This window comes from Sphingopyxis sp., assembly GCF_050725655.1.
Taxonomy (GTDB): domain Bacteria; phylum Pseudomonadota; class Alphaproteobacteria; order Sphingomonadales; family Sphingomonadaceae; genus Sphingopyxis.
On the sequence record NZ_JBOHHT010000053.1, the window covers coordinates 113,460 to 138,484 of the forward strand.

Sequence of the window (25,025 nt, forward strand, 5' to 3'; positions counted from 1 at the left end):
TCAGGACGCCGGGCGCGTGGCGTTGAAGGAAAAGGCGACATCCACCGCGGCGGCGATCGCGTCGGTTGCGGCCCATTCGCCTTGGCCAACGCCAAAGACGGTGCGGTCGATGCGCGCGGTTCCGGCAACGCGCGCGCGGTCGCCGTCGATGCGCAGCGTGAAGCGCAGCGTCGCGGGCTTGCCGGCGCCGCGCAGGTCGAGCGTGCCGCGCGCCTCATATCTGTCCCCGCCGAGGTGGCGGATGTCGCGCGCGGTAAAGACCGCGCTCGGATGCGCGCCAACATCGAAGAAATCGCTGCTCTTCAATGAATCGTCGCGCTGTCCGTCGCCAGTGTCGGCCGAGGCAAGGTCGACCGTGACGCGAATGGCCGACTTGGCGAGCTCGTCGGGACTGAACCGGATCGCGGCGCGCCAGCGATCGAACCGGCCATCGACCGCCTCGCCGTTCCAGCGCGCGGTGAAGCCGAGCCGCCCGCCGGATGCCACCGTCCAGTCGGCGAGCGGCTGGGCCGTATCTTCGGGCGCTTCCTCGGTCGCGTCGATAGCCGTTCTTTCGTCATCCTTCGCCGCGGGAATGATGGCCGCCGTGGTCGGCGCGGCGACCGGAGGCGGCGAAGCTTTTTCCGCACTGGGCCGGGGCCGTTCGGGATAGATCGTCTGGCCCGCGACAAAGGCTGCGCCGACGAGGGCCAGCGCGCCGATAGCGACTCCCGCCGCCTTGCCGCGCGCAAAGGGGATCATCCGTTGGAGTTCGGGTTTGCCGAGCAGCCACTGGTGACGAAGCGCGCCGGCGATATGGAGGGCGAACAGTCCGATCGCGAGCCACGCCATCGCGCCGTGGATCGATTCCGCGGGCTCATGCCAGCTCCGGCCAACGGGCAGGTGCGGCCAGGGGATGAGGCCGTAGAGCAGCGTAGGGACCTGAACGCGTGCGGTCGAAACGAGGAGCCAGCCGGTGATTGGCCCCAGGATCATCACGAGATAAAAAAGCCAGTGCACCGTGCTAGCGAGCGCGCGCGTCCATGCCGGGCCGTCGGACACGGGCGGACGCGGTGTGAACAGGCGAGCGGCAAGGCGGGCGAGACTGAGCAGCAGGATCGTGATGCCGATCGACTTGTGCAGCTGATACCGCGCGAACAATTCGGGGCTGTTGTTTCCTTCGAGCGCCCAGCCGAGCGCGATCTGGAAAGCGAGCAGCAGCGCGATGAGCCAGTGAAGCGTGATCGCGGTATAGCTATAACGCTGTGTTGGCATGACAATCTTTCGTGACCGGGGAGGGGATTCGCCAACGATCCTATCGGATCGTGCCGACCTTGTCGAAGGCGTCAACGTTTTCTGCCATATCCCCAATATAGTGCTTGATCTCTATTTGTTCTTTTTGTAACTTCGGCAGTTCAACCGAAAGGAACCAAGTATGGGAATAAAGGCGGGAGATGTTGTGCAGCTGAAGTCAGGCAGCGAGTTTATGACGGCGAAGTGGGTAGAAGGAATCGAAGCATACTGCGAGTGGATGGTTAAGGGTGAAATGAAGGGCCATGCTTTTGCGCTTGCCCAATTGGAACTTGTCAAAGACTAAACGGCCGTTCCAACCACATTTGCGCGGCTTCAATCCTCGAAACCGACGAAGCGCACCGCGTCATCGACGCTCTTGCGGTTCGATACCACCGAATTGGCCGGAAAATCGACGTCGGGCCAGCCCATCGCGACGCAGATCATGATGACCTGATCGTCGGGGATGCACGCATGTTCGCGCACGACGGGGCTTTGCATGATCCCTTGGCTGTTGATGACACAGCCGAGCCCGCGCGACCATGCGGCGTTGACCAGCGCGTTGGTCACCGCGCCGCAATCGAACGGCGCGATGTCGCTGCCGAGCAGCACACGGTCATAGGTGACAACGACGCTGACCGGCGCATCGAATTGACGGAAACCGCGAAGCACCCAGTCCTGCCGTCCATCCTTGTCGTCGCGCGCGATGCCCATCGCGCCGAAAAGCTGCTTGGCAATCTCGATCTGGCGGCCGCGATGATCGTCGGCGATGCCATCGAAGCGGCGGAATTCGCGACTGTCAGGCTTGCCCGCGAGGATGCCGTCGGTGTTGCCCCGGCGGATCGCGGCAAGCGGCTCACCGCTGATGACCGAGAAGTTCCAGCACTGATTGTTGAACGACGAAGGCGCACGCATCGCGACCTCGAGTATCTCGGCGATCAGCGATTCGGTACGGGCTTGTCGAGGAAGCCGCGGATCGAGCGGCGTCCGACGACGACGTCATCGAAACCGGGTGCGCCCGTCACGCCGCCTTCTGAAGCTGCAGTTCGAGCCGGTCCCAGATTTCGACGAGCGCCTCTGTCAACTCGCGCATCATCGCCTCGTCATGCGCCGGACCCGGGGTGAAGCGCAGGCGTTCGGTGCCGCGCGGCACGGTCGGGAAATTGATCGGCTGCACATAGACGCCATATTCGGCGAGCAGGATGTCGCTGATCTTCTTCGCACGAACCGGGTCGCCGACCATCAGCGGGACGATATGCGTCGTCGAATCCATCACCGGCAGGCCCGCATCGCGGAAACATTGCTTGAGATAAGCGGCGGCTTCCTGTTGCGCCTCGCGCTCGACGCTCGATGCTTTCAGGTGACGCACGCTGGCGAGCACACCCGCGACGAGCACCGGCGACAGGCTGGTCGTAAAGATGAAGCCCGGCGCATAGCTGCGGATCACGTCGATGATATTCTTGTCGGCGGCGATATAGCCGCCCATCACGCCGAACGCCTTGCCCAGCGTACCCTCGATGATGGTGAGGCGATCGGCCGCCTCGTCGCGGTCCGAAATGCCGCCGCCGCGCGGGCCGTACATGCCGACGGCATGGACTTCGTCGCAATAGGTCAGCGCGTTATATTTGTCCGCAAGATCGCAGATCGCATGGATCGGGGCGACGTCGCCGTCCATCGAATAGACGCTTTCGAACGCGATCAGCTTCGCCGCGTCGGGGTCGTCGGCGGCGAGCAGTTCCTCGAGATGCGCAAGATCATTGTGGCGCCACACGCGCTTTTCGCAGCCAGAATTGCGGATGCCCGCGATCATCGAGGCGTGGTTGAGTTCGTCCGAATAGATGATGCAGTTCGGCAGCAGCTTGCCGAGCGTGCCGAGCGTCGCCTCGTTCGAAATATAGCCCGAGGTGAAGAGCAGCGCGCCATCCTTGCCGTGCAGGTCGGCGAGCTCATGCTCGAGATCGATGTGATAGTGGGTGTTGCCGCCGATGTTGCGCGTACCGCCCGAACCCGCGCCGACGTCGTGCAGCGCGCTTTCCATCGCCTCGATCACCTTGGGATGCTGGCCCATCGCGAGATAGTCGTTCGAGCACCAGACGGTAATCGGCTTCGGCCCGTTGTGGCCCGCAAAGCACCGCGCATTGGGGAACGAACCCCGATTGCGCAGGATGTCGATGAAGACGCGGTAGCGCCCTTCTTCATGCAGCCGGTCGATTGCCCGAGCGAAAATATCGTTATAGTTCACGTTTCAGCCCCGCAGTCAGGTGCTAGTGCAGCTCTGGAGCCGCTCCCTCCGGCGGCATTAACAGGCGGGCCAATAACGCCGAATCCGGCTGAAATCCAGTGCGAACGATTCGCAATTCACGGGACAAATTGTCCTATCAGATCGTCTCGATCGACCCGATGCCATAGGGCGCCAGCGCGGCCAGCGGCGGCGGCGGACGGTCTTCGCTGCGCGTGAAGACCGCAATGCCGGGGGCGGCCACGGCGGGCCAAGGCTGGCCTTGGGTCAGATGGGCGATGCGCCGGGCGATACCCGCGGCGCCGTCGATCAGCATCACTCCCGGGCCCGCCGCAGCCTGCAATTCGTCCTGCAATAACGGAAAATGCGTGCAGGCGAGGACGATCACGTCGATCCGGTCGCCGCTGCGCTGGTCGCGCAGGCCCGCGATCGCACGTGTGATGGTGTCGGGATCGATCGCCTCGCCGCGCAGCTTCGCCTCGGCCCCGGTAACCAGACCCGGGCTGCCGTGGCGCAGCACAATCTTGCCGCCCGCGAACTTTGCGCCGAGGTCGTCAACATAGGGCTGGCGGACCGTCGCCTCGGTGCCGAGCACGCCGATCACGCCGCTTTTGGTCAGCTCGGCGGCGGGCTTGATTGCCGGCACCGTCCCGACAATCGGCAGGTCGAGCGCGGCGCGGACGTGGGCCAATGCGATCGTCGAGGCGGTGTTGCACGCGATGACCGCGAGCCGCGGCTGGTAGCGTTCGACAAGGCGGCCGAGTAGCGCGGGGACCCGCGCGGCGAGTTCCTCGTTGCTCTTCTTGCCATAGGGCAGCCCGGCATAGTCGGCGGCGTAGACGATCGGCGCGGTCGGCAGCAGCGCGCGCGTCGGCCCGAGCACGGTCAGCCCGCCGAGGCCGCTGTCGAAGAAGAGAATGGGGGCATCGGGCGCGGGAGCGTTCATGGGCTTTCGCCTAGCAGCGACGGCATGGGCACTCAATGGTCGCCGAGTTCGTCCAATTCGGTTGCCACTCTTGCCGAATCCATTGATTGATTTCGGTAACGGCGCCACATTGATCCAAAGCGAGCGGGGAGCGTCATGACTTTATATTTGCTGATTGCCGCGGGGTATCTGTTGGGATCGATCCCGTTCGGCGTGATCCTCACGCGCATGTTCGGCGCGGGCGACCTGCGCCAGATCGGGTCGGGCAACATCGGCGCGACCAATGTGCTGCGTACCGGGCGCAGGGGGCTGGCGGCGGCAACGCTGATCCTCGACGCGGCAAAGGGCGCGGTAGCGGTGCTGCTCGCGCGGCATTTCGTTCCCGAACTCGGCGACCACGCCGCGATGATTGCGGGCGCCGCGGCGATGATTGGTCATTGCTATCCGGTTTGGCTGAAATTTCGCGGCGGCAAGGGCGTTGCGACCTTGCTCGGCCTCGCACTCGCGCTCGCCTGGCCGATCGGGCTGGTGTTCGCCATTGTGTGGCTCGGCACCGTCTTGCTGCTCCGCATCTCGTCGCTTGGCGGGATGCTCGGCGCGGTGTCGGCGCCGCTCGTCGCTCTCGCGCTGGGTCATCAGATCTATGCCATCGGCCTCGCGGGCCTCGCGGTGATCGTGCTGTGGCGCCACCGCGAAAATATCGCGCGACTGCGTGCCGGGACCGAGCCGCGCGTCGGCGGAAAGAAAGACACCCCTGAAGGAGCCGGCGGAGCGTGACCCATGCCGAGCGGCTGGCGCGGCTGCGGCTGATCCGCACGCCGCACGTCGGCCCGGTGAGCTGGCACCAGCTCATGCAGCGCTTCGGATCGGGCGAAGCCGCGCTCGATGCGTTGCCCGACCTCGTTCTGCGCGGCGGGGCGGGGAAGGCGCGCATCGCACCGGTCGAGATCGCCGAGCGTGAGATCGAGCGCGTGGCTCAATTGGGCGCACGCCATATTTTCAGCGACCAGGACGACTATTCGCCGATGCTGAGCGAGGTCGAGGGCGCGCCGCCCGTCGTCGTGGTGCGCGGCGATACCGCGATGCTGCGGCGCCCATGCGTCGCGATCGTCGGCGCGCGCAATGCCTCGGCGATCGCATGCCGCTTCGCGCGCCAACTCGCAGCCGATCTGGCGGCGCGCGACGTGACGGTGGTCAGCGGGCTGGCGCGCGGGGTCGACACCGCGGCGCATATCGGCGCGCTCGGCGGCGCGACGGTGGGCGTGATCGCCAGCGGGATCGACATCGCCTTTCCGCCGGAAAACGCAGCGCTGCAGGAAAAGATTGCGAGCGACCAGCTGCTGATCGCCGAACAGCCGCCGGGGACCGAACCGCTTGCGCGTCACTTCCCGTCGCGCAACCGCATCATCGCCGGGATCGCGCACGGGACGGTGGTGATCGAGGCGGCGCCGAAATCGGGGTCGCTGATCACCGCGCGGCGTGCCGGCGACTATGGCCGCGAAGTAATGGCGGTGCCGGGCTCGCCGCTCGACCCGCGCGCGCAAGGCTGCAACCTGCTGATCCGTGAAGGCGCGACACTGATCCAGACGGTCGACGACGTGCTCGAAGCGGTCGGACCGATCGACGCGCGAATGGTGCGCGAACCGGTGCAACGCTATGCCGCCGCTCCCGCGCCGGTGGACGCGGGCGACGGCGAACGCCGGTCGCTGATCGACCTGCTCGGCCCGACGCCCGTCGCGGTCGATGAATTGGTGCGGCAGTCCGGGCACGACGCCTCGACGGTGCAACTCGTCCTGCTCGAACTCGAGCTTGCGGGGCGCGTCGAGCGCCATGCCGGGGCAAAAATTTCGCTCGTGTGACCGCCCGCACAGCCGGCCTACTTTCGACAATCCAACGCCTCGTCGCGGTTCAGCCACGGTTCAGCGGTCCGACCGCAGGATGATGATATTACATCACATGGCGGGGGAATTTGTTGATGCGAAGCCGGTTTCTGACGGGTGTCACGATGATTGCAGTGCTGGCTTCGGCGCCCGCCCCGATCCCGCTTGCCATGGCGCATTCCAGACGCGCGCCCGACCAGGGCTTCTGCCGCAACGCCGCGCCTTTGCCACAGCTCGATCCCGAGGTACGGCTGCAGCCGCAGCAAGTGAATGGCAGCATCAAGACACGGGGGAGCGAGAAACGCGATCGCGAAGAGGCGATGGCCGTCGAGGCCGCCCCGCCGCCTCCGCCGCCTCCTCCGCCTCCGCCCCCTCCGCCAATGGCTCCGCCACCGCCGTCCTATGCCGGCGATGCTGCCGAAGTGCTCGTGACCGGATCGCGAGCGGGCGCCGGCTCCAGCGACGCCTCGGCCGAGGCGCTTCCGCCGCCGCCCGCTTCGGGCGCGCCGACCACAGGCTCATCGTCTGACTTCTCGCGCGTCGGCCCGGGCATCGTGCCTCCGCGGCCCTATCCGCGCCCGCAACCGCAACCGCAATCGGGGATATTGACCGCGGGCGAGCATGACGATCTGCTCAACCCCGAACTTTACGCCTCCTATGTCAACCGCAGCAGCGATCTGGGGCAGGAGGTGCGGAACCTGCCGCGCGTCGACACGACGCGCGTCGTGACGGTGAAGATCAACGACCGCAGCGGCCAGCCGGTGCCGTTCGCCGACGTGATCGTGACGTGCAGCGACGGCAACAGCATCACCATGGCAACACAGGCCGACGGCAGCGCGGTCTTCTTTCCCGGGCTCGACCGGCTGAGCGAGCGGATCACGGTTTCGGCGCGAAAGGCAGGTCGCACGATCGCCGACGCGCGGCCGGTACTGGTCGCCAACGCCTCGGGCGGGCAGCTCATTGGCCTGACCGCGAACCAGGCGACAACGAAAGCCACCAAGCTCGACCTGATGCTCGTCGTCGACACGACGGGCAGCATGGGCGACGAGATCAACTATTTGCAGGCCGAACTCCGCTCGATCATCAGCGCGATCGCCGCGAAGCACCGCGACCTCGACATCCGCATCGGCTTTGTCTTCTACCGCGATCTCGGCGACGATTATGTCACGCGCACTGTCGCCTTCGACCGCGACATCGGGCGCGTGCAGGGCGCGCTGGCGCGGCAGGACGCGAACGGCGGCGGCGACTATCCCGAGGCGATGGATCAGGCGATGGTCCGCGCGGTGGGGCAGGACTGGCGCCCCGATGCGGTCAAGTCGCTGCTGCTCGTCGCCGACGCGCCGCCGCACGACGACAAGTTTGGGCGCACGTGGGCGGCTGCCGAGGCCGCGCGCGCCAAGCGCATCCATGTCACGCCGGTCGCTGCATCGGGCGTCGCCGACAAGGCCGAATATGCTATGCGCGCGATGGCGGCGGCGACCCAGTCGCGCTACCTGTTCCTGACCGACGACAGCGGCGTCGGCAATCCGCACGCGCCGCCGGCGATCGACTGCTATCTGGTGACGAAACTCGACGCCCTCGTCCGCCGCGTCGTCGACAGCCAGATCAGCGGCCGCCGGATCGAGCCCGAGGATCAGGAAATCATTCGCAGCGTCGGCAAATATGACGCGGGCAAATGCATCCTGCCCGCCGACTTCAAATGGCAGAATGGATAAGAAAAAATCCGGCTTGACGGAATCAAGCTATCCCCGCCACCCTCGCGCGTACATGTGAGAGCCGGTGACGGGGATAGTTTTTTAATGCAATTGGTAATCGTGGAATCGCCCGCAAAGGCGAAAACGATCGAGAAATATCTCGGTCGCGACTTCAAGGTTCTGGCCAGCTATGGCCATGTTCGTGACCTGCCGCCCAAGGACGGGTCGGTCGATCCCGACGACGGCTTCGCCATGCAGTGGCTGTTATATCCCGACAAAGCGAAGCGGATGAAGGAAATCCAGGACGCGGCAAAGACCGCCGACCGATTGATTCTCGCGACCGACCCGGATCGCGAGGGCGAGGCAATCAGCTGGCACGTGCAGGAATTGCTGCGCAGCAAGAAGGCACTGCCAGCCGAGGTCGATCGCGTCACGTTTAACGCGATCACCAAGGACGCGGTCCTGACCGCGATGGCGCATCCGCGTGCGCTCGACGAAGATCTGATCGACGCGTATCGCGCCCGCCGTGCGCTCGACTATCTCGTTGGTTTCACGCTGTCGCCGGTGCTGTGGCGCAAGCTGCCCGGCGCCAAATCGGCGGGTCGCGTCCAGTCGGTCACGCTGCGGATGATCGTCGAACGCGAGCGTGAGATCGAGGCTTTTGTTGCGCAGCAATATTGGTCGGTGACCGGGCTGTTCGAAATGTCGGGCACGCCGTTCAAGGCGCGCCTCGCGCGCTGGCGCGGCGACAAGATCGAGCGGCTGACGATCACCAGCGAAGCCGATGCACGCGCTGCCGAGGCTGATGTGAAGGCGGGTCATTTCTCGGTCGATCTGGTCGAGACCAAGCCGCTGACGCGGAATCCGCCGCCGCCGTTCACGACCTCGACGCTGCAACAGGAAGCCGCGCGCAAGCTCGGCTTCTCGGCCAGCCACACGATGCGGATCGCGCAGGGCCTCTATGAGGATGGCGCGATCACCTATATGCGTACCGACGGCGTCCAGATGGACGGCAGCGCGATCAGCGCGGCGCGCAAGGCGATCGCGACGCGCTACGATGGCGGCTATGTTCCCGACCAGCCGCGGCAATATCAGACCAAGGCGAAGAATGCGCAGGAAGCGCACGAGGCGATCCGCCCGACCGATTTCAGCAAAGACAAGACCGGTGGCGGCGATCATGCGCGGCTGTACGAACTGATCTGGAAGCGCGCGATGGCGAGCCAGATGGCCTCGGCGCGGCTCGAACGCACAAGCCTCGACCTGACCGACGGCACCGGCAAGACGATGCTGCGCGCGACGGGACAGGTGGTAAAATTCCCGGGTTTCCTTGCGCTCTATGACGAGAGCCGCGACGATGCGGCGGATGACGATGATGCACGCCTGTTGCCCGCGATGGCGAAGGGCGATGCCCCCGCCAAGACCGGGGTCGATCTTGAAAGCCACGAAACCCAGCCTCCGCCGCGCTATTCCGAAGCCAGCATGGTCAAGAAGATGGAAGAGCTTGGGATTGGGCGTCCATCGACCTGGGCGGCGATCCTGCAAGTGCTCAAGGATCGTGCCTATGTGACGGTCGAAAAGAACCGCTTCAGACCCGAGGAAAGCGGGCGTTTGCTGACGGCGTTTCTCGAACGCTTCTTCGAGCGTTATGTCCAATATGACTTCACCGCCGGCCTCGAGGAAGAGCTCGACGACGTGTCGGGTGGCCGCGCGCAATGGCAGGCGGTTCTCGAACGTTTCTGGCGCGACTTCAAGCCGCGGACCGGCGAAGTGATGGAGCAGAAGCCGTCAGAGATCACCGCGGAACTCGACATATTCCTCGGCCCCTATCTCTTCCCCGACAAGGGCGACGGCAGCGACCCGCGCATCTGTCCCAATTGCGGCACCGGCAAGCTGGCGCTGCGCGGCGGCAAGTTCGGACCGTTCATCGCGTGCAGCAACTATCCCGACTGCAAGTTTACACGGAAATTTGCGCAGCCGGGTGGCAGCGACGGGGCTGATACTGGCCCCGAGACGATGGGCAACGATCCCGACAGCGGGCTAGAAGTGACCAAGCGCAGCGGGCGCTTCGGTCCATACATCCAGCTCGGCGATGGCAAGGAGGCGAAACGCTCGTCGATCCCGAAGGATATCCCGGGCGAAGATTTCGATCTCGATTACGCTCTGCGGCTGCTCAGCCTGCCGCGCGAAGTCGGGACGCATCCCGAAAGCGGGAACGTCATTTTGGCGGGACTCGGGCGTTACGGTCCGTATCTGCTGCACGACGGCAAATATGCGAAGCTGACCGGTACCGCCGAAATCTTCGACATCGGCATGAACGCCGCGGTCGTCCGCATCGCCGAAGCCGCCGCTGGCGGTGGACGCGGGCGTACCAAGGCGGAGCCGCTCAACACCTTCGGCCCGCACCCGACGAGCGCCGGCGAGATGAAGCTGATGGAGGGACGTTTCGGTCCGTACGTCACCGACGGCACGACCAACGCGACCTTGCCGAAAAGCGCCGACCCGGCAACGCTGACCCTCGAAGAGGCGATCGCGCTGATCGACGCGCGCGCAGCGAAGGGTCCCGCGAAGGGCAAGAAGAAGGCGGCGCCAAAGAAAAAGGCTCCGGCAAAGAAGCCCGCAGCCAAGAAGGCGCCAGCGAAGAAGAAGGCAGCCAAGGAATAAGGAATCACGTCATCCCGGCCTCCGCCGGGATGACGTTCCTGTTTTGACATGGTAAGGCGGCGCATCAGGGAGACTTGCTCATGCGCCATCTGTTTGCCGCCGTCCTGCTCGCCATCCTGTCTGGGCTCTCGCTGCCCGCCGCGGCACAACAGCCGCGCTATCTGATCTCCGCCCAGCCGATGACCGACACGCCGCCCGGCGTGCAAGCATGGCGCGTGCAATATTGGACGACCAACGGCAGCGGCACGCGCTTCGCCGTCACCGGCATCGTTGCCGCGCCAATGGAGGCGATCCCGCAGCGTCCGCGCCGCGTCATCGCATGGACCCATGGCGCGTGGGGTGTCGCCGAAAAATGCGCGCCGTCGCTCAGTCCCGACTTCTTTGCCTACACAGCAGGGATGGACGCGGTCCGTAGCGGCTATGTCGTCGCCGCGCCCGATTATATCGGCCTGGGCAGTCCGACCATGCACCCGTTCCTCGTCGGGCAGGACACGGCGAACGCGGTGCTCGATGCCGTCCGCGCGGCGCGCGAAATCCCCGGCGCGGCCGCCGGCAGCAGCTTTGCGGTCTGGGGTGAATCGCAGGGCGGCCACGCCGCGCTGTGGACCGCGACCGCCGCGCGCTCCTACGCGCCCGACCTGACGCTCGTCGCCACCGCCGTCGCCGCGCCGCCGACCGATCTCGGCGCCAATTTGCGCGAGGGCAGCGACAAGAATGCGCGCGCGTTATTGCTGTCGTTCGCGCTCGACAGCTGGTCGAAGCTCTACGGCTTCCCACTCGATGGCGTCGCGAACCGGACGAATCAGGGCATCATCCGCCGACTGGCCGAAAACAACTGCGTCGCATTCAACAAGAAGCCGAAGCTCGGTACGATCCTCGGCATTCTGACGATCGCCCGTGCGACAAAGGGCAAGGATATCGAAAAGATCGAGCCCTTCGGCTCCTTCGAGCGCGCCAACAGCGTCGATCCGGCGCGCGTGCCCGGCCCGTTGCTGATAGCGCAGAGCAGCAAGGACACGATCGTCGCACCCGCGATCACGCGCAAGTTCGCCAAGGCGGTGTGCAAGCGCGGGACGCCACTGCGCTGGATCGACATGACGGGTGATCATGGGGCGAGCGCGCGCGACAGTGCGCAGGAAACGATCGGCTGGATTACTTCGCGCTTCGACGGCAACCCGCCGCCGAACGATTGCCGGCGGATATAGCGACTAGCGGAAAGTGTCCGGATCGACGGGAGGCTTGCGGTTGAACCACGCGATGGAATCGGGGCGGAACAGCATGTAGATCGCTGCGCCTTGAATGAGGGTGATGACAAGCGCCACGCCCAGCGAGACACCCTGCGGCCCCAGCGGGTTGTTGAGGTTGCTCAACATCGAAAGCAGGCCGATCGCGAAAAAGGCGGTCAGGATCCATTTGGCAATTTTGCTCGCCCGCGCCGAAATGAAATACCAGATGATCAGGTTGATGATCATGCCGACGGCGAATGATGCAATGAGAAAGCCCGTTCCAAAGCCGGTAGCTGCGAATTCTGGTGAGCTTGTGAGCTTGACCGACGTATCGCTCCACGCGAACATGAAGTTCAGCACACCGAGCACCAGCGCCCCCAGGAAAAGGCGATCAAAAAATATGATGGAATCGGGTTTGGTCATTTTCTAGCCCCCTCACGTCTTTCTCAATCGACCCAGTCGAGCCCCATGTCGCGATAGACGCTGCGATCCTCGTCCCAGTTCGCCTTCACCTTGACGTGGAGGAACAGGTGCACTTTGCGCCCCAATAGTTCGGCGAGCTCGGCGCGCGATTTGCTGCCGATTTCCTTGATCCGCTCGCCCTTGTGGCCGAGGATGATCGCGCGCTGGTTGTCGCGGGCGACGAGGATCTGCTGGTGGATTTCGGCGCTGCCGTCGGGGCGCGTGGTAAATTTCTCGGTCTCGACGGTCGACTGGTAGGGCAGTTCTTCGTGGAGCTGGCGGTAGAGCTGCTCGCGCGTGATTTCGGCGGCGAGTATGCGTTCGGGGGCGTTGCTCACTTCATCCTCGGGAAAATGCCATGGTCCCTCAGGCATCAGCGCCGACAGCGTCGCTTTGAGTTCGGGGACACCGTCGCCGGTGCTCGCCGAAATGAAGAAGGTTTCGTCGAAAGCGACCCGCTCATTGAGCGTCGTTGCGATCGTCAACAGCTTGTCCTTCTTGGTCAGGTCGACCTTGTTGAGGATAAGGAATTTCTTCTCGGGACGTCCCTCGATCCCCTGCAGGACGCGTTCGGCACGCTCGCCGAGTTTGGCGGCGGCGTCGATCATCACCAGGATCGCCTCGGCCTGGTCGAGGCTGTTCCACGCCGCCGCGACCATAGCGCGGTCGAGCCGGCGGGTAGGGGCAAAGATGCCCGGCGTGTCGATCAGCACGATCTGCGTTTCGCCGTCCATCGCGACGCCCATCAGCCGCGTGCGCGTCGTCTGCGCCTTCGGGCTGACGATCGCGACCTTCTGACCGACGAGGGCATTCACGATCGTCGATTTGCCCGCGTTGGGTGCGCCGACGACGGCGACAAATCCGCAGCGGTGGGTCATTCTTTTTGTCCTTCGAGTTCGACGAGCAATGCCGCCGCCGCGGCCTTTTCGGCCGCCTGTTTGCTGGTGCCCTCGGCCTCGGCACGCGCGAGCTTGCCGATGCTGACGGCAACACGGAAACGCGGCGAGTGGTCGGGGCCTTCGCGCGCGACGATTTCATATTCGGGCGGACGGCGTTTGCGCGCGAGCGCCCATTCCTGCAGCGCTGCCTTGGGGTGCTTGGGCGCGGCCTTTTGCCCGTCGATCATCTCGCCCCAATGAGCAAGAATGAAGGCACGCGCAGCGTCGATACCCTGATCGAGATAGAGCGCGCCGATCAGCGCCTCGATCGCGTCGGCGGCGATATTGTCGCTATAGCGCCCACCGTCATTGCGTGCCTGAGCGCCGAAGCGGACAAGGTCGGTAAGCTTCAGCCGCTGCGCGATCGCGGCACAGGTGGCACCCGACGCAAGCACATGCAGCCGCGACGACATCTCGCCCTCGCTGGCGGTTGGAAAGCGGTTGTACAGTTCCGACGCGATGACGAGACCGAGCACGCGGTCGCCGAGAAACTCCAGTCGCTGGTAATCGGCGCGGCCGGTGCTGCCATGCGTCAACGCCAGATCGTACAGCGCCAGATCGCCCGGGGTGCCGCCGATGATCTCGGCGAGCGCCCCGGTATTCAGCGGATCGTTCAAAAACCGTCCCCGATGCGGCTCCAGCGCGCCGCGGTGAACCAGCTGATCGGGTTGATCCAGCTTGCCGATCCATCGGTCGAGAACATGCCGACGAGCGCGTGGCCGACCAGATTTTCCTCGGGGACGAGGCCGATGCCCTGATTTTCCATCGCGCGGAAGCGGCTGTCGGCGCTGCGGTCGCGGTTGTCGCCCATCAGGAACAAATGGCCTGCGGGTACGACGACCAGCGGCGTGTTATCCTCGGGGATCGTGGTGATGTCGAGGATCGCATAGCTTTTACCGCTCGGCAGCGTTTCGCGGAACTGCTTGTAGCGACACTGGCGCTGGCCGTCGGCGGTGACTTCCTCGAACTCGGGCGAATAGCAGGGCAGGGTGCCCGTCATACGCGACGCTTCGACCATGTTCGGGGTCACCGGGATGACGAAATCGGCGATGGCTTCGCGCTTCAGCGGCTTGCCGTTCAGCCAGACGATGCCGTCCTTCACCTGAACGCTGTCGCCAGGCAGGCCGACGACGCGCTTGATATAATCATTGTCGGCGACCGGCGGGGCCTTGAACACGACGACGTCGCCGCGCTCGGGGGTGCGCGCAAAAATGCGGCCGGGGATCAACGGCACGCTGAACGGCAGGCTGTATTTAGAATAGCCATAGGCCATTTTATTGACGAGCAGATAGTCGCCGATCAGCAGCCGCGGCTGCATCGATTCCGACGGGATGTTGAAAGGCGACAGGAAAAAGCTGCGGAAAATCAATACCGCGATCGCGAGCAGCGCGAGGAAACGGACCGTGTCGACCGCCTCTTCCTTGGCGGACACCGGCGCCGGGGTGGGGGACGACGGCGCGGGCCCGGTCGGGGGCGTCACATCGGCGGTAAAGCTGGCATTGGTCATGCCGCGCATTGGCGATGAATAGGTTGCCACGTCAAGCAAATATCGGTGGACGACACTGGCGCGCGGGTGGCGGCAGGCTTAGAGAAAGTCCGCGATTCACTCCCCTTCGAGGACAATAGACGATGACAACCGCATCCGACGCCTGGCAGGCCCTTTCGAACTGGCAGCCGCAGAAGCTGACCGATCTGGTCGCCGCCGACCCCGAAACGCGCCTGCAGGCGCTGGTGCGCAGCGTCGCCGACATCCGCTTCGACTTTGCCAAGACGCACCTCGATGCGGCGGCTGTCGGCATTCTCTCGGGTCTCGCCGACGCACAGGATTTCGCGGGCCGGCGCAAGACGCTCTTCTCCGGCGGCATCGCCAATCCGACCGAAGACCGCGCCGCCGAGCATAGCGCCGAACGCGGCGATGGCGCACCCGAGTCGGTCCACGCCGCGCAGGCGCTGCACCAGCGGATGCGGATGATGATCGACGCGATCGAGGCGGGTGCGTTCGGTGAGATCCGCCACCTGCTCCACATCGGCATCGGCGGATCGGCGCTCGGTCCCGACCTGCTGATCGATGCGCTCGGCCGTCATAGCGACCGTTATGACGTCGCCATCGTATCGAACGTCGATGGCGCGGCGCTCGACGAGGTATTCGTCAAATTCAGTCCCGAACATACGCTGGTCGCGGTCGCGTCGAAAACCTTCACCACCACCGAAACCTTGCTCAACGCCAATTCGGCGCTGCAGTGGCTCGAAGAGGCCGGCGTCTCCGATCCGCTTGGCCGCTTTATCGCGCTGACCGCGAAGCCCGAGCGCGCGATCGAGTGGGGCATCGACGAAACGCGCATCCTGCCGTTCAACGAAAGTGTCGGTGGCCGCTATTCGCTCTGGTCGTCGATCGGCTTTCCCGCCGCGCTCGCACTCGGCTGGGACGCCTTTGCCGATCTGCTCGAAGGGGCTGCCGAGATGGATCGCCATTTCCGGCTGAGCGATGGCGCCGACAATGTCTGCCTGCTCGCCGCCTTCGCCGACCAGATTTATGCGAACCGCCTCGGCTGTCAGACGCGCGCGGTCTTCGCTTATGACGAGCGGCTGCGCCTGCTCCCCGATTATCTGCAGCAGCTTGAGATGGAATCGAACGGCAAATCGGTCACGCTGGGCGGCCAGCCCGTCGGCCGCGAGAGCGCGCCGATCACCTGGGGCGGCGTCGGCACCGACGCGCAGCATGCGGTGTTCCAGCTGCTGCATCAGGGCACGCGCCTGACGCCGGTCGAGTTTGTCGTTGCACGCGAACCCGATCATCTGCTCGACGAGGCGCACCACGAAACGCTCGTTGCGAACTGCATCGCGCAGGGCGCGGCGTTGATGACGGGACGTGCGAGCGCGGATGGTGCGCGCAACTATCCGGGCGATCGGCCCTCGACGACGATCCTGCTCGACCAGGTGACGCCGTGCACCCTCGGCGCGCTGATCGCTTTCTACGAGCATCGCGTCTTCGCCAATGCCGTGCTGCTCGGCATCAATCCGTTCGACCAGTTCGGGGTCGAACTCGGCAAGGAAATGGCCAAAGGTCTTGCCGAAGGGACGGTCGAGTTCGATCCTGCAACGCAGGCGCTCATGCAGGCCGCACTCGGCGAGAGAACCTCTGCTCCATCACTGTGACCGCAAAATTCGATTGGCATCAAGGACCGGCGTAACCACATAGGCCGCCGACGCGAATATCACGCGACCACAAAAGATCAGGGGTTTTGAATGAGCGAGTTTGATTTCGACCTGTTTGTCATCGGCGCCGGGTCGGGCGGGGTTCGCGCCTCGCGCATCGCCGCGTCGCACGGCGCGCGCGTTGCCGTCGCCGAGGAATATCGGGTCGGCGGCACGTGTGTCATCCGCGGCTGTGTGCCCAAGAAGCTGCTCGTCTACGGAGCGCATTTCGCCGAGGATCTGAAGGACGCGCGCAAATTCGGCTGGGACGTCCCCGACTGCAAGTTCGACTGGAATCGCCTCCGCGACAATGTCCTCGCCGAAGTCGACCGGCTCGAGGGCCTCTATGGCCAGACGCTCGACAATCACAAGGTCACGCTGTTCAAGACCCGCGCGACCGTCATTGGCCCGCAGAAGGTCCGGCTCGCCGACGGGCAGGAAATCAGCGCCGCGCATATTTTGATCGCGACCGGTGGTTGGCCGCACGTCCCGGAATTTCCGGGCAGCGAACATGCGATCACCTCGAACGAGGTTTTCCATCTCGAAACGCTGCCGAAGCGCGTCGTGATCGCGGGCGGCGGCTATATCGCCAACGAGTTCGCCGGTATCTTCAACGAATTCGGCAGCAAGGTGACGATCGTCAACCGCGGCGACACGATCCTGCGCGGCTATGACGAACAGATCCGCGACCGCTTGCTCCAGATTTCGATGACCAAGGGCATCGAGTTCAAGTTCAACGCGCCGTTCCGGTCGATCGACAAGAATGATGACGGCTCGCTGACGGTCCATCTGGAGAATAGCGACCCGATTCAGGCCGATGCGGTGCTGGTTGCTGCCGGGCGTGTTCCCAACACCAAGGGGTTGGGTCTCGAAGACGTCGGGGTCGAACTCGACAAGGACGGCGCAATCAAGGTCGACGAGACCAACCAGTCGTCGGTGCCGAGCATCTATGCCGTCGGCGACGTCACCAACCGCATCCAGCTCACTCCCGTCGCGATCCGCGAAGGCCAGGCATTTGCCGACAGCGTGTTCGGCGGCAAGCCGACGGTCGTCGACTATGCCAATGTGCCGAGCGCGGTGTTCAGCCATCCGCCGATCGGCGCGGTCGGGATGACCGAGGCCGAGGCGCGCAACAAGCTCGGTTCGATCCGTGTCTACACCAGCGATTTCCGCGCGATGAAGAATGTCCTCGCGGGTCGCAACGAGCGCGCGCTTTACAAGATGATCGTCAACGCGGCGACCGATCAGGTGGTCGGGCTGCATATGATCGGTCCCGATTCCCCCGAAATCCTGCAAGCCGCGGCGGTCGCGGTAAAGGCAGGGCTGACCAAGGCCGATTTCGACGCCACCGTCGCGCTGCACCCGAGCATGGCCGAGGAACTGGTGCTGCTGAAATAAGGCTTGATCCCCGGCGAAAGCCGGGGCTCATGCGACCGCCATGGACCCCGGCTTTCGCCGGGGAACACGGAGTGCTAAACTAGCCTGCAAAGCAGGAGGGGCGCATGACGGGAACGGCATTGGTCACCGGGGGCAGCGGCTATATCGCGGGCTTCCTGATCCGGCAGCTCATCGATAGTGGCTGGACGGTTCATACGACCGTCCGCAGCCTAAAGCGTGAACCCGAGGTGCGCGGCTGGCTGGGTGTCGACAACGACCGCTTGAGTTTCTTTTCGGCAGACCTCGAACATGACGCGGGCTGGGCCGAAGCGGTCGTCGGATGCAGCCATGTCGCGCACGTCGCTTCGCCCTTTCCGCTCGGCGTTCCCAAACATGCCGACGAACTGGTCGTCCCCGCGCGCGAAGGCGCACTTCGCGCCTTACGGTTCGCGCGGGCGGCGGGCGTGAAGCGCTTCGTCCTCACCTCGTCGATGGCGGCAATCGCCTACGGTCATGGCAAGGGCCGCGACATCTATAGCGAAGCCGACTGGACCAATCTCGATAACCCCGAGGTCATGCCCTATCCGCGCTCCAAAACCGTCGCCGAACGCGCCGCGCGCGACTGGGTGGCGGCCGAGGGCGGCGATATGGAATTCGCCTCGGTCAACCCCGCCGCGGTGTTCGGACCGTTGCTCTCGGACGATCTGTCGACCTCGATCGAGCTGGTCAAGCAATTGCTCGAGGGCAAGGTCCCGATGTGCCCCGACATCGGCTTTGGCATCATCGACGTCCGCGACGTGGCCGATCTTCATTATCGCGCATTGACCGCGCCCGGCATCCGCGACGAGCGCTTTGTCTGTTCGGGACCGTTCCTGAAGATGATCGATGTCGCGCACCTGCTGCGCGCGAACCTTGGCGAGCAAGCACGGAAAGTGCCGAAGCGGAAGATGCCCGACTGGCTGCTCAAACTCTTCGCGCTGGCGCGGCCCGAACTCAAGCAGCTCGTCGCCGAACTCGGCAACGTCCGCGGCGGCGACAGCGGCCATGCGATGAAGACGCTCGCTTGGACGATGCGCACGCCCGAGGAAGCGATCCTCGCGACGGCGCATAGTCTGATCGAGCGGGGGATCGTGAAGGTGTGAGAGAAACCCCTCCCGCAAGCGGGAGGGGCAGCGAGACTTGCGAGCTTGCTCGCTAGTCGCAGCGGGGTGGGCCATGCGGCGTGGCTGCCCACCCCCCAACCCCTCCCGCAAGCGGGAGGGGAGCCATTGTCACGCAATCGTCGGCACAATCCCACCCTCGGCACGAATCGCGGCCCCATTGGTCGCCGCGGCGAGCGGGCTCGCGAGATAGGTCACCATCGCGCCGATCTCGTCGGCTTCGATCAGGCGGCGGATCAACGACAGCGGGCGCAGTTCCTCGAAAAACGCCTTTTCGCGTTCGGCCTCGGGCGCATCGGGGTTCGACACCACCGAGCGGATGAAGTCGGTGATGCCTTCCGAGCGCGTCGGCCCCGGCAGCACGCTGTTGACGGTGACGCCGGTGCCCCTGGTCTGCTCGGCGAGCCCGCGCGCGATCGTGAGCTGTGCGGTCTTGGTCATGCCGTAGTGGATCATCTCGGCGGGCGGCAGCAGACCGCTTTCGCTCGCGATAAAGATCACGCGGCCCCAGTTTTTTTCGAGCATCTTCGGGAAATAGTGCCGCGACAGGCGCGCGCCGCTGACGACATTGACCTCGAAGATATTGTGCCAGTCGGCGTCGCTGATCTCGGCAAAGGGCTTGGCTTCATAGATGCCGAGATTGTTGACGAGGATGTCGACCGCAGGAACCGCGGCGATCAGCGCCTCGGCACCCTCGGCAGTCGCGGGGTCGGCGAGCACCGCGCGGATCGGGCCCGACTGCGCCAGTTCGGCGGCTGCCTCGTCCAGCTTCTGCTGGTTGCGGCCGGTGATGGCGACGTCGACGCCTTCGTCGGCGAGGCGCTTGGCGATCGCGAAACCGATGCCGGCGGTCGATCCGGTTATGAGGGCGGTCTTGCCTTTGAGTTTGAGGTCCATGAACGGTCTCCTTCCTTGGTGCAATTCGATGATCCGAAGATAGCGCGCCGAACGATTGTTGATTAGAATGCGCCTCATCACTTCAGTGGTGACTCAAAATCAGGAATGGTGATGGACAACCGGTTCGGCGATATCGAAACCTTTCTGGCAGTGGCGAATGGCGGCAGCCTCGCGTCCGCGGCGAAGGCGCTGCGGCTGACGCCCTCCGCCGTCAGCCGCAGCATAGCACGACTTGAGCAGCGGCTCGGTGTCACGCTGATGCGCCGGACGACCCGCTCGCTCGCGCTGACCTCCGAAGGCACCGCCTATCGCGACCGGATGAGCGTACTGCTTGCCGATATTCAGTCGGTCGAAGCGGGGCTGGGGCAGGAACAACAGGGGCCGCGGGGCTTGCTCCGCATCAACGCATCGCCATCGATCGGGGCGATGGGCATCCTGCCGATCCTGCCGCGCTTCACCGCGCGCTACCCCGACATCACCGTCGATCTCGCGCTGTCCGATACGATCGTCGACCTTGTCGAGGAACGCGCCGACGTCGCGATCCGCATCGGCCCGCTGCGCGACACACGCCTGCGCGCGAAGAAGCTGGGGCACAGCCGGATGGTGCTGATCGCGAGCCCCGACTATCTCGTCCGTCGCGGGACGCCGCAGACCCCCGACGATCTCGACGCGCACGACTGCCTGCGCTTCAGCTTCCGCCGCTCGGTCGACAGCTGGCCCTTCCGTATTGGCGGCAAGACCGTGCAGCGCCCCGTTCACGGTAGCTTTTTCGGCAATTCGGGCGAGGTGGTGCGCCAGATGGCGGTCGCGGGCGGCGGTATCGCGCGGCATGGGCGCTTTCACGTCGCGCAGGATATGGCGGCGGGGCGGCTCGTCGAGGTGCTGCCCGATTTCAACCCCGGTGACGGCGAGGACATTCACGCGCTTTACGCTCCCGAAGACCGGGCGGCCGCCCGCATCCGCGCCTTTCTCGACTTTCTCGACGGGGAACTGGTGATCGGGGGCTAACCGATCCGGTACGGCACGATGTCGCGCCGGTCGGGATCGACCAGGATCGGGCGGTCGCTCGGCGGAAAGGCGCGCTGGTCGCAATCGTCGCGCGGGCAGATGCGGCAAGACAGGCCGATCCGTGTCGCGGCTTGCGGCGCGGCGACATCGACGCCGTCGGCATAGACGAAATCACCGGCATATTGCGCCTCGCACCCCAGCGCGACGGCGTAGCGGCGCGGGCTGCGCGCATAGCTGCCCGACGGCTTCACCAGCCCCTTCGCCATCGACACATAGCGCAGGCCATCAGGCGTCTCGGCGAGTTGGAACAATATGCGGTCGGGGATCGCGGCGGCTTCGTGGACGATCCACAGCGGGCAGGCGCCGCCGAAACGCGCGAATTGCAGGCGTGTAGCCGAATGGCGCTTGGTGATATTGCCTGCCATGTCGACGCGGCAGAAGAACATCGGGATGCCGCGCGCCCCGGGGCGCTGAAGCGTCGAAAGGCGGTGGCACGCCTGTTCGAAGCTCACCCCATATTGCATCCGCAACCGGTCGATATCGTGCCGCACCCCGCGCGCGCTGGCGCGAAAGGGACCATAGGGCATCAGAACGGCCCCGGCGGCATAGTTGGCGAGGCCGACGTGGAGCAGTTGCCGCGCCGCCGCCGTGCGCAGCGGCGATGCTTCGACGACCGTGGCAATCTCGTTCGTCAGCGCCAGCGCGGCGAGTTGGTGCGCGAGCTGAAAGCGCCGGCTTTCGGCAGGCAGCGACGGGTCAATCACCAGATGCCGCATCGTCGCATCGAAATCGCGCAGCGCCTGGGTCTGGCCGTAGACGATCGAAATGCCGAGCGCATCGCGCAGCCGCCGCTCGATCGTTTCGATGGGCGGCGAGGGATCTCGCCCGCGCAGCTGGCCCGCCAGCGCCTCCGCCGCGCGGTCGATACTGTCGACATAATTGCCCGCGTCGTGGAACCAGTCGCGCACTTCTTCCCACGGCAGTCGGCTGCCCTCGGCGGTCCCGCCGGTCAGCGCCTCGTCGATGATCTGCAGCCGCTGTCCCGCGCGGCGGTAAGCGGCGTGGAGCGTGACGAACTGGTCGGCGAGGTGCGGCTGCTGCAGCGCGGCGCGTTCAAGCTGTTCGGGTGCGAGCGGCGAAGCTGCGAAGAGCGGGTCTGCCGCAGCTTCACGAAGGGCTCCCGCACGGCGGTCGCCGGCGTCCGCTGCGACTTCTTCCCATTCCAGCGGAAACAGTTTTTGCAGCCTGTCGAGCAGAGCAGGCGTGAGCGGGCGGTCGTCATGCTCGATCTGGCTGAGGTAGGAAATGGAGATGCCAAGCCCGCCAGCAAAATCGACCTGCTTGGCTCCCCGCGCGATACGGAGTTCCCTGAGCTTTGCTCCCGCAAAAATGCGCTGCCGTACCATCGAAAACGGGCTCCATTGCGATGGTGTCGAGCCGCCGCGGGGTTTAGGGAGGGGTATTGCGGCGCCTCGACAACCTTAAAACGATTCAGCGGACAATATACGGCGATTTGCAAAGTAACAATTTACAACTTTGCAAATTCACATTTGCGTGGACGGCGCAATCGGAGCAGACGACGCTCTTCCAAATCTGATGGAGAGCCATGTGTCCGCCAATATCGCCGAAATGGAACGTCGCCGCGCCGCCGCTGTCTTGGGCGGCGGGCAGAAGCGCATCGACGCCCAGCACGCCAAGGGCAAGCTGACCGCGCGCGAACGGCTCGACGTGCTGCTCGACGAGGGCTCGTTCGAAGAGCTCGATACTTATGTCGAGCATAATTGCACCGATTTCGGGATGGAGGATCAGATCGTTCCCGGCGACGGCGTCGTCACGGGTAGCGGCACGATCAACGGCCGCCTCGTCTATGTCTTTAGTCAGGATTTCACTGTCTTCGGCGGCTCGCTATCGGAACGCCATGCCGAAAAGATCATGAAGGTCATGGACAATGCGATGAAGGTCGGAGCGCCGATCATCGGCCTCAACGACAGCGGCGGCGCGCGCATCCAGGAAGGCGTTGCTTCGCTCGGCGGCTATGCCGAAGTGTTCCAGCGCAACGCGCTCGCATCGGGCGTGGTGCCGCAGATCAGCCTGATCATGGGGCCGTGTGCGGGCGGCGCGGTGTACAGCCCCGCGATGACCGACTTCATCTTCATGGTGAAGGACAGCAGCTATATGTTCGTCACCGGCCCCGACGTCGTGAAGACCGTGACCAACGAGGTGGTGACGCAGGAAGAACTTGGCGGCGCGATCACGCACACCACCAAAAGCTCGGTCGCCGACCTCGCGTTCGAGAATGACATCGAGGCGCTGCTCGCGGCGCGCGATTTCTTCGATTACCTGCCCGAAAACAACCGCAGCGGCGTTCCGGTTCGCCCGACGAGCGATCCCTATGACCGTGCCGAGGCGAGCCTCGACACGCTGATCCCGCCCAATGCGAACCAGCCGTACGACATGCACGAACTGATCCGCAAAACGGTCGACGAGGGCGATTTTTTCGAGGTGCAGCCGGCGCATGCGGGCAATATCCTCTGCGGTTTCGGCCGCATCGAGGGCCGCACGATCGGCATCGTCGCGAACCAGCCACTCGTGCTCGCCGGCGTGCTCGACATCAATTCGTCGAAGAAGGCGGCGCGTTTCGTGCGTTTCTGCGATGCGTTCGAAATCCCGATCGTCACCTTCGTCGACGTCCCCGGCTTCCTGCCCGGCACCGCGCAGGAATATGGCGGCATCATCAAACATGGCGCGAAACTGCTGTTCGCTTATGCCGAGGCGACGGTGCCCAAGATCACGGTGATCACGCGCAAAGCCTATGGCGGCGCCTACGACGTGATGGCGTCGAAACATCTGCGCGGCGATTTGAACTATGCCTGGCCGACCGCCGAAATCGCCGTGATGGGCGCGAAGGGCGCGGTCGAAATCATCTTCCGCAGCGACATCGGCGACCCCGAAAAGATCGCGCAACGCACGAAGGAATATGAGGACCGCTTTGCGAACCCGTTTGTGGCGGCATCGCGGGGGTATATCGACGAGGTCATCCATCCGCATAATACGCGCAAGCGGATCGCGCTGGGACTGCGGAAACTGCGAAACAAGCAGTTGGAGAACCCGTGGAAGAAGCATGACAATATTCCGCTGTAAGGAGGGTCATTATGAGCAGGGTCTATGGTGACGACGTTGAACTAACTTCCGCTGACGCGAGCATCGTCAAAGGAATGATTAAACGGGGCGACAAAAACGAAGCGATCGCTTCCTACTTCGGCGTAAATCAACGAGCGATTTCTAATATCCGATCGGGGAAAAAATTTGACGAGGTGGGAGTGGCTACTCACCTTCAGCTTCCTCCGCCCGGCCCTTATGGTGTTGATCCTGTTTACGTTCATTTTTATCGGACCATGGCGAAGGTCAACTCGCTTTGGGATGACAAGCGGCTTGGCGAAGCAAAGGCGCTGCTTGAAAAATCTCTCCTCGATCCAGCTCTGGTTGGTGATCTGGAAGAGACGGATAAGATATTTGCAGATTTGACTCGCGACGAGTTTGGACTGCTCAAAATTGAGTTTGATTGAGATGAAATTAGGCCGCCTCAACCATATCGGCGTTGCGACGCCGTCGATCGCCGACAGCATTGTCTTTTACCGCGACGTCATGGGCGCGACACAGATTCATGAGCCGTTCGACCTGCCCGAGCAGGGGGTGAAGGTGTGTTTCGTCGATACGCCGACCGACACCGGGCTCAACGGCACCCAGATCGAGCTGGTCGAGCCGCTGCCCGGCAACACCTCGATCGCGAGCTTCCTTGAGAAGAACCCGGCGGGAGGCCAGCATCATATGTGCTACGAAGTCCCCGACATCCACGCCGCCAAGGCCGCGTTCGAGGCGATGGGCAAGCGCGTGCTGGGCGAACCGCGGATCGGGGCGCATGGGACGCTGATATTCTTCCTCCACCCCAAGGATATGGGCGGGGTGCTGACCGAGATTATGGAGACGCCGAAAGCGGCGCATTGATTTTCTCCTCTCCCCTTGCGGGAGAGGAAAGTGGAGGTTGGGGACTTGTCCCCTACCGGAACTTGGAGAGGGGTGGTTAGCGAGCCTGT

Annotated in this window: 22 protein-coding genes and 1 pseudogene; 13 read left to right on the forward strand and 10 right to left on the reverse strand. The window is 64.4% G+C overall.

The window, feature by feature from the left end:
* Positions 1 to 1,254: a YceI family protein gene (locus ACREBX_RS07345; RefSeq protein WP_431561096.1), complete on the reverse strand. Its 1,254-nt coding sequence runs from the start codon at positions 1,252 to 1,254 to the stop codon at positions 1 to 3.
* 160 nt (positions 1,255 to 1,414) lie between these two features.
* Here ACREBX_RS07345 and ACREBX_RS07350 point away from each other — a divergent pair, with 160 nt between their 5' ends.
* The gene (locus tag ACREBX_RS07350) at positions 1,415 to 1,576 is read left to right on the forward strand and encodes a DUF2158 domain-containing protein (protein WP_431561097.1); all 162 of its coding nucleotides are present in this window, start codon (positions 1,415 to 1,417) and stop codon (positions 1,574 to 1,576) included.
* Between the two features lie 29 nt (positions 1,577 to 1,605).
* Here ACREBX_RS07350 and ACREBX_RS07355 read toward each other — a convergent pair.
* From ACREBX_RS07355 to murI, 3 genes and pseudogenes are all read right to left on the reverse strand, one after another.
* Positions 1,606 to 2,294 (reverse strand): annotated as a pseudogene (locus tag ACREBX_RS07355) (nitroreductase).
* Complete coding sequence (gene hemA / locus ACREBX_RS07360) at positions 2,291 to 3,511, reverse strand: 5-aminolevulinate synthase (protein WP_431561098.1); 1,221 nt, start codon at positions 3,509 to 3,511, stop codon at positions 2,291 to 2,293. The pseudogene ACREBX_RS07355 and the gene hemA overlap by 4 nt, the downstream one beginning before the upstream one ends.
* Positions 3,512 to 3,647: 136 nt before the next feature.
* Positions 3,648 to 4,454 carry a glutamate racemase gene (gene murI, locus ACREBX_RS07365; RefSeq protein WP_431561099.1) on the reverse strand — a complete coding sequence of 269 codons (807 nt, stop codon included), beginning with the start codon at positions 4,452 to 4,454 and terminating at the stop codon, positions 3,648 to 3,650.
* A gap of 135 nt (positions 4,455 to 4,589) precedes the next feature.
* Between murI and plsY the strand changes: the two genes are divergently transcribed.
* The 5 genes from plsY (at position 4,590) to ACREBX_RS07390 (ending at position 11,873) form a co-directional block, all read left to right on the forward strand.
* The gene (plsY, locus tag ACREBX_RS07370; RefSeq protein ID WP_431561100.1) at positions 4,590 to 5,210 is read left to right on the forward strand and encodes a glycerol-3-phosphate 1-O-acyltransferase PlsY; all 621 of its coding nucleotides are present in this window, start codon (positions 4,590 to 4,592) and stop codon (positions 5,208 to 5,210) included.
* Complete coding sequence (gene dprA / locus ACREBX_RS07375; protein WP_431561101.1) at positions 5,207 to 6,292, forward strand: DNA-processing protein DprA; 1,086 nt, start codon at positions 5,207 to 5,209, stop codon at positions 6,290 to 6,292. The genes plsY and dprA overlap by 4 nt, the downstream gene beginning before the upstream one ends.
* 116 nt (positions 6,293 to 6,408) lie before the next feature.
* The gene (locus ACREBX_RS07380; protein WP_431561102.1) at positions 6,409 to 8,028 is read left to right on the forward strand and encodes a vWA domain-containing protein; all 1,620 of its coding nucleotides are present in this window, start codon (positions 6,409 to 6,411) and stop codon (positions 8,026 to 8,028) included.
* An 84-nt stretch (positions 8,029 to 8,112) separates the two neighbouring features.
* Positions 8,113 to 10,668: a type I DNA topoisomerase gene (gene topA, locus ACREBX_RS07385; RefSeq protein ID WP_431561103.1), complete on the forward strand. Its 2,556-nt coding sequence runs from the start codon at positions 8,113 to 8,115 to the stop codon at positions 10,666 to 10,668.
* Between the two features lie 80 nt (positions 10,669 to 10,748).
* On the forward strand, positions 10,749 to 11,873 hold the full coding sequence (locus ACREBX_RS07390; RefSeq protein WP_431561104.1) for a lipase family protein: 1,125 nt from the start codon (positions 10,749 to 10,751) through the stop codon (positions 11,871 to 11,873).
* 3 nt (positions 11,874 to 11,876) lie between these two features.
* Here ACREBX_RS07390 and ACREBX_RS07395 read toward each other — a convergent pair whose 3' ends face one another.
* From ACREBX_RS07395 to lepB, 4 genes are read right to left on the reverse strand one after another with little or no spacing between them, the layout of a single operon-like run.
* A complete protein-coding gene (locus ACREBX_RS07395; RefSeq protein ID WP_431561105.1) occupies positions 11,877 to 12,317 on the reverse strand; it encodes a hypothetical protein in 441 nt (146 codons plus the stop codon).
* A 23-nt stretch (positions 12,318 to 12,340) separates the two neighbouring features.
* On the reverse strand, positions 12,341 to 13,234 hold the full coding sequence (era, locus tag ACREBX_RS07400) for a GTPase Era (RefSeq protein WP_431561106.1): 894 nt from the start codon (positions 13,232 to 13,234) through the stop codon (positions 12,341 to 12,343).
* Positions 13,231 to 13,911 carry a ribonuclease III gene (rnc, locus tag ACREBX_RS07405; protein ID WP_431561107.1) on the reverse strand — a complete coding sequence of 227 codons (681 nt, stop codon included), beginning with the start codon at positions 13,909 to 13,911 and terminating at the stop codon, positions 13,231 to 13,233. Before rnc ends, era begins: the two co-directional genes overlap by 4 nt.
* Positions 13,908 to 14,726 carry a signal peptidase I gene (lepB, locus tag ACREBX_RS07410; RefSeq protein ID WP_431561162.1) on the reverse strand — a complete coding sequence of 273 codons (819 nt, stop codon included), beginning with the start codon at positions 14,724 to 14,726 and terminating at the stop codon, positions 13,908 to 13,910. Before lepB ends, rnc begins: the two co-directional genes overlap by 4 nt.
* Positions 14,727 to 14,923: 197 nt before the next feature.
* On the opposite strand from lepB, the gene pgi reads away from it, so the two are divergent.
* The 3 genes from pgi to ACREBX_RS07425 all read left to right on the forward strand — a co-directional run bounded on the left by pgi (position 14,924) and on the right by ACREBX_RS07425 (position 19,008).
* Positions 14,924 to 16,450, forward strand: a complete 1,527-nt coding sequence (pgi, locus tag ACREBX_RS07415) for a glucose-6-phosphate isomerase (RefSeq protein WP_431561108.1) — start codon at positions 14,924 to 14,926, stop codon at positions 16,448 to 16,450.
* Positions 16,451 to 16,540: 90 nt separating this feature from the next.
* Positions 16,541 to 17,887: a glutathione-disulfide reductase gene (gene gor, locus ACREBX_RS07420; protein ID WP_431561109.1), complete on the forward strand. Its 1,347-nt coding sequence runs from the start codon at positions 16,541 to 16,543 to the stop codon at positions 17,885 to 17,887.
* Positions 17,888 to 17,991: 104 nt separating this feature from the next.
* Positions 17,992 to 19,008, forward strand: coding sequence for an NAD-dependent epimerase/dehydratase family protein (locus ACREBX_RS07425; protein WP_431561110.1), 1,017 nt, complete (start codon positions 17,992 to 17,994; stop codon positions 19,006 to 19,008).
* Positions 19,009 to 19,137: 129 nt separating this feature from the next.
* Here ACREBX_RS07425 and ACREBX_RS07430 read toward each other — a convergent pair whose 3' ends face one another.
* Complete coding sequence (locus tag ACREBX_RS07430) at positions 19,138 to 19,923, reverse strand: SDR family NAD(P)-dependent oxidoreductase (protein WP_431561111.1); 786 nt, start codon at positions 19,921 to 19,923, stop codon at positions 19,138 to 19,140.
* A gap of 111 nt (positions 19,924 to 20,034) precedes the next feature.
* On the opposite strand from ACREBX_RS07430, the gene ACREBX_RS07435 reads away from it, so the two are divergent.
* On the forward strand, positions 20,035 to 20,931 hold the full coding sequence (locus ACREBX_RS07435; RefSeq protein ID WP_431561112.1) for a LysR family transcriptional regulator: 897 nt from the start codon (positions 20,035 to 20,037) through the stop codon (positions 20,929 to 20,931).
* Here the strand turns inward: ACREBX_RS07435 and ACREBX_RS07440 are convergent.
* The gene (locus tag ACREBX_RS07440; protein ID WP_431561113.1) at positions 20,928 to 22,337 is read right to left on the reverse strand and encodes a helix-turn-helix domain-containing protein; all 1,410 of its coding nucleotides are present in this window, start codon (positions 22,335 to 22,337) and stop codon (positions 20,928 to 20,930) included. The genes ACREBX_RS07435 and ACREBX_RS07440 overlap by 4 nt on opposite strands.
* Before the next feature lie 202 nt (positions 22,338 to 22,539).
* Here ACREBX_RS07440 and ACREBX_RS07445 point away from each other — a divergent pair, with 202 nt between their 5' ends.
* The 3 genes from ACREBX_RS07445 to mce are packed head-to-tail and all read left to right on the forward strand — an operon-like array spanning position 22,540 to position 24,936.
* Positions 22,540 to 24,072: an acyl-CoA carboxylase subunit beta gene (locus ACREBX_RS07445; protein ID WP_431561114.1), complete on the forward strand. Its 1,533-nt coding sequence runs from the start codon at positions 22,540 to 22,542 to the stop codon at positions 24,070 to 24,072.
* An 11-nt stretch (positions 24,073 to 24,083) separates the two neighbouring features.
* Entirely contained in the window at positions 24,084 to 24,497 is a 414-nt protein-coding gene (locus ACREBX_RS07450) for a hypothetical protein (protein WP_431561115.1), read from the forward strand.
* 1 nt (position 24,498) lies between these two features.
* The gene (mce, locus tag ACREBX_RS07455) at positions 24,499 to 24,936 is read left to right on the forward strand and encodes a methylmalonyl-CoA epimerase (RefSeq protein WP_431561116.1); all 438 of its coding nucleotides are present in this window, start codon (positions 24,499 to 24,501) and stop codon (positions 24,934 to 24,936) included.
* The last annotated feature ends 89 nt before the right edge of the window (positions 24,937 to 25,025 follow it).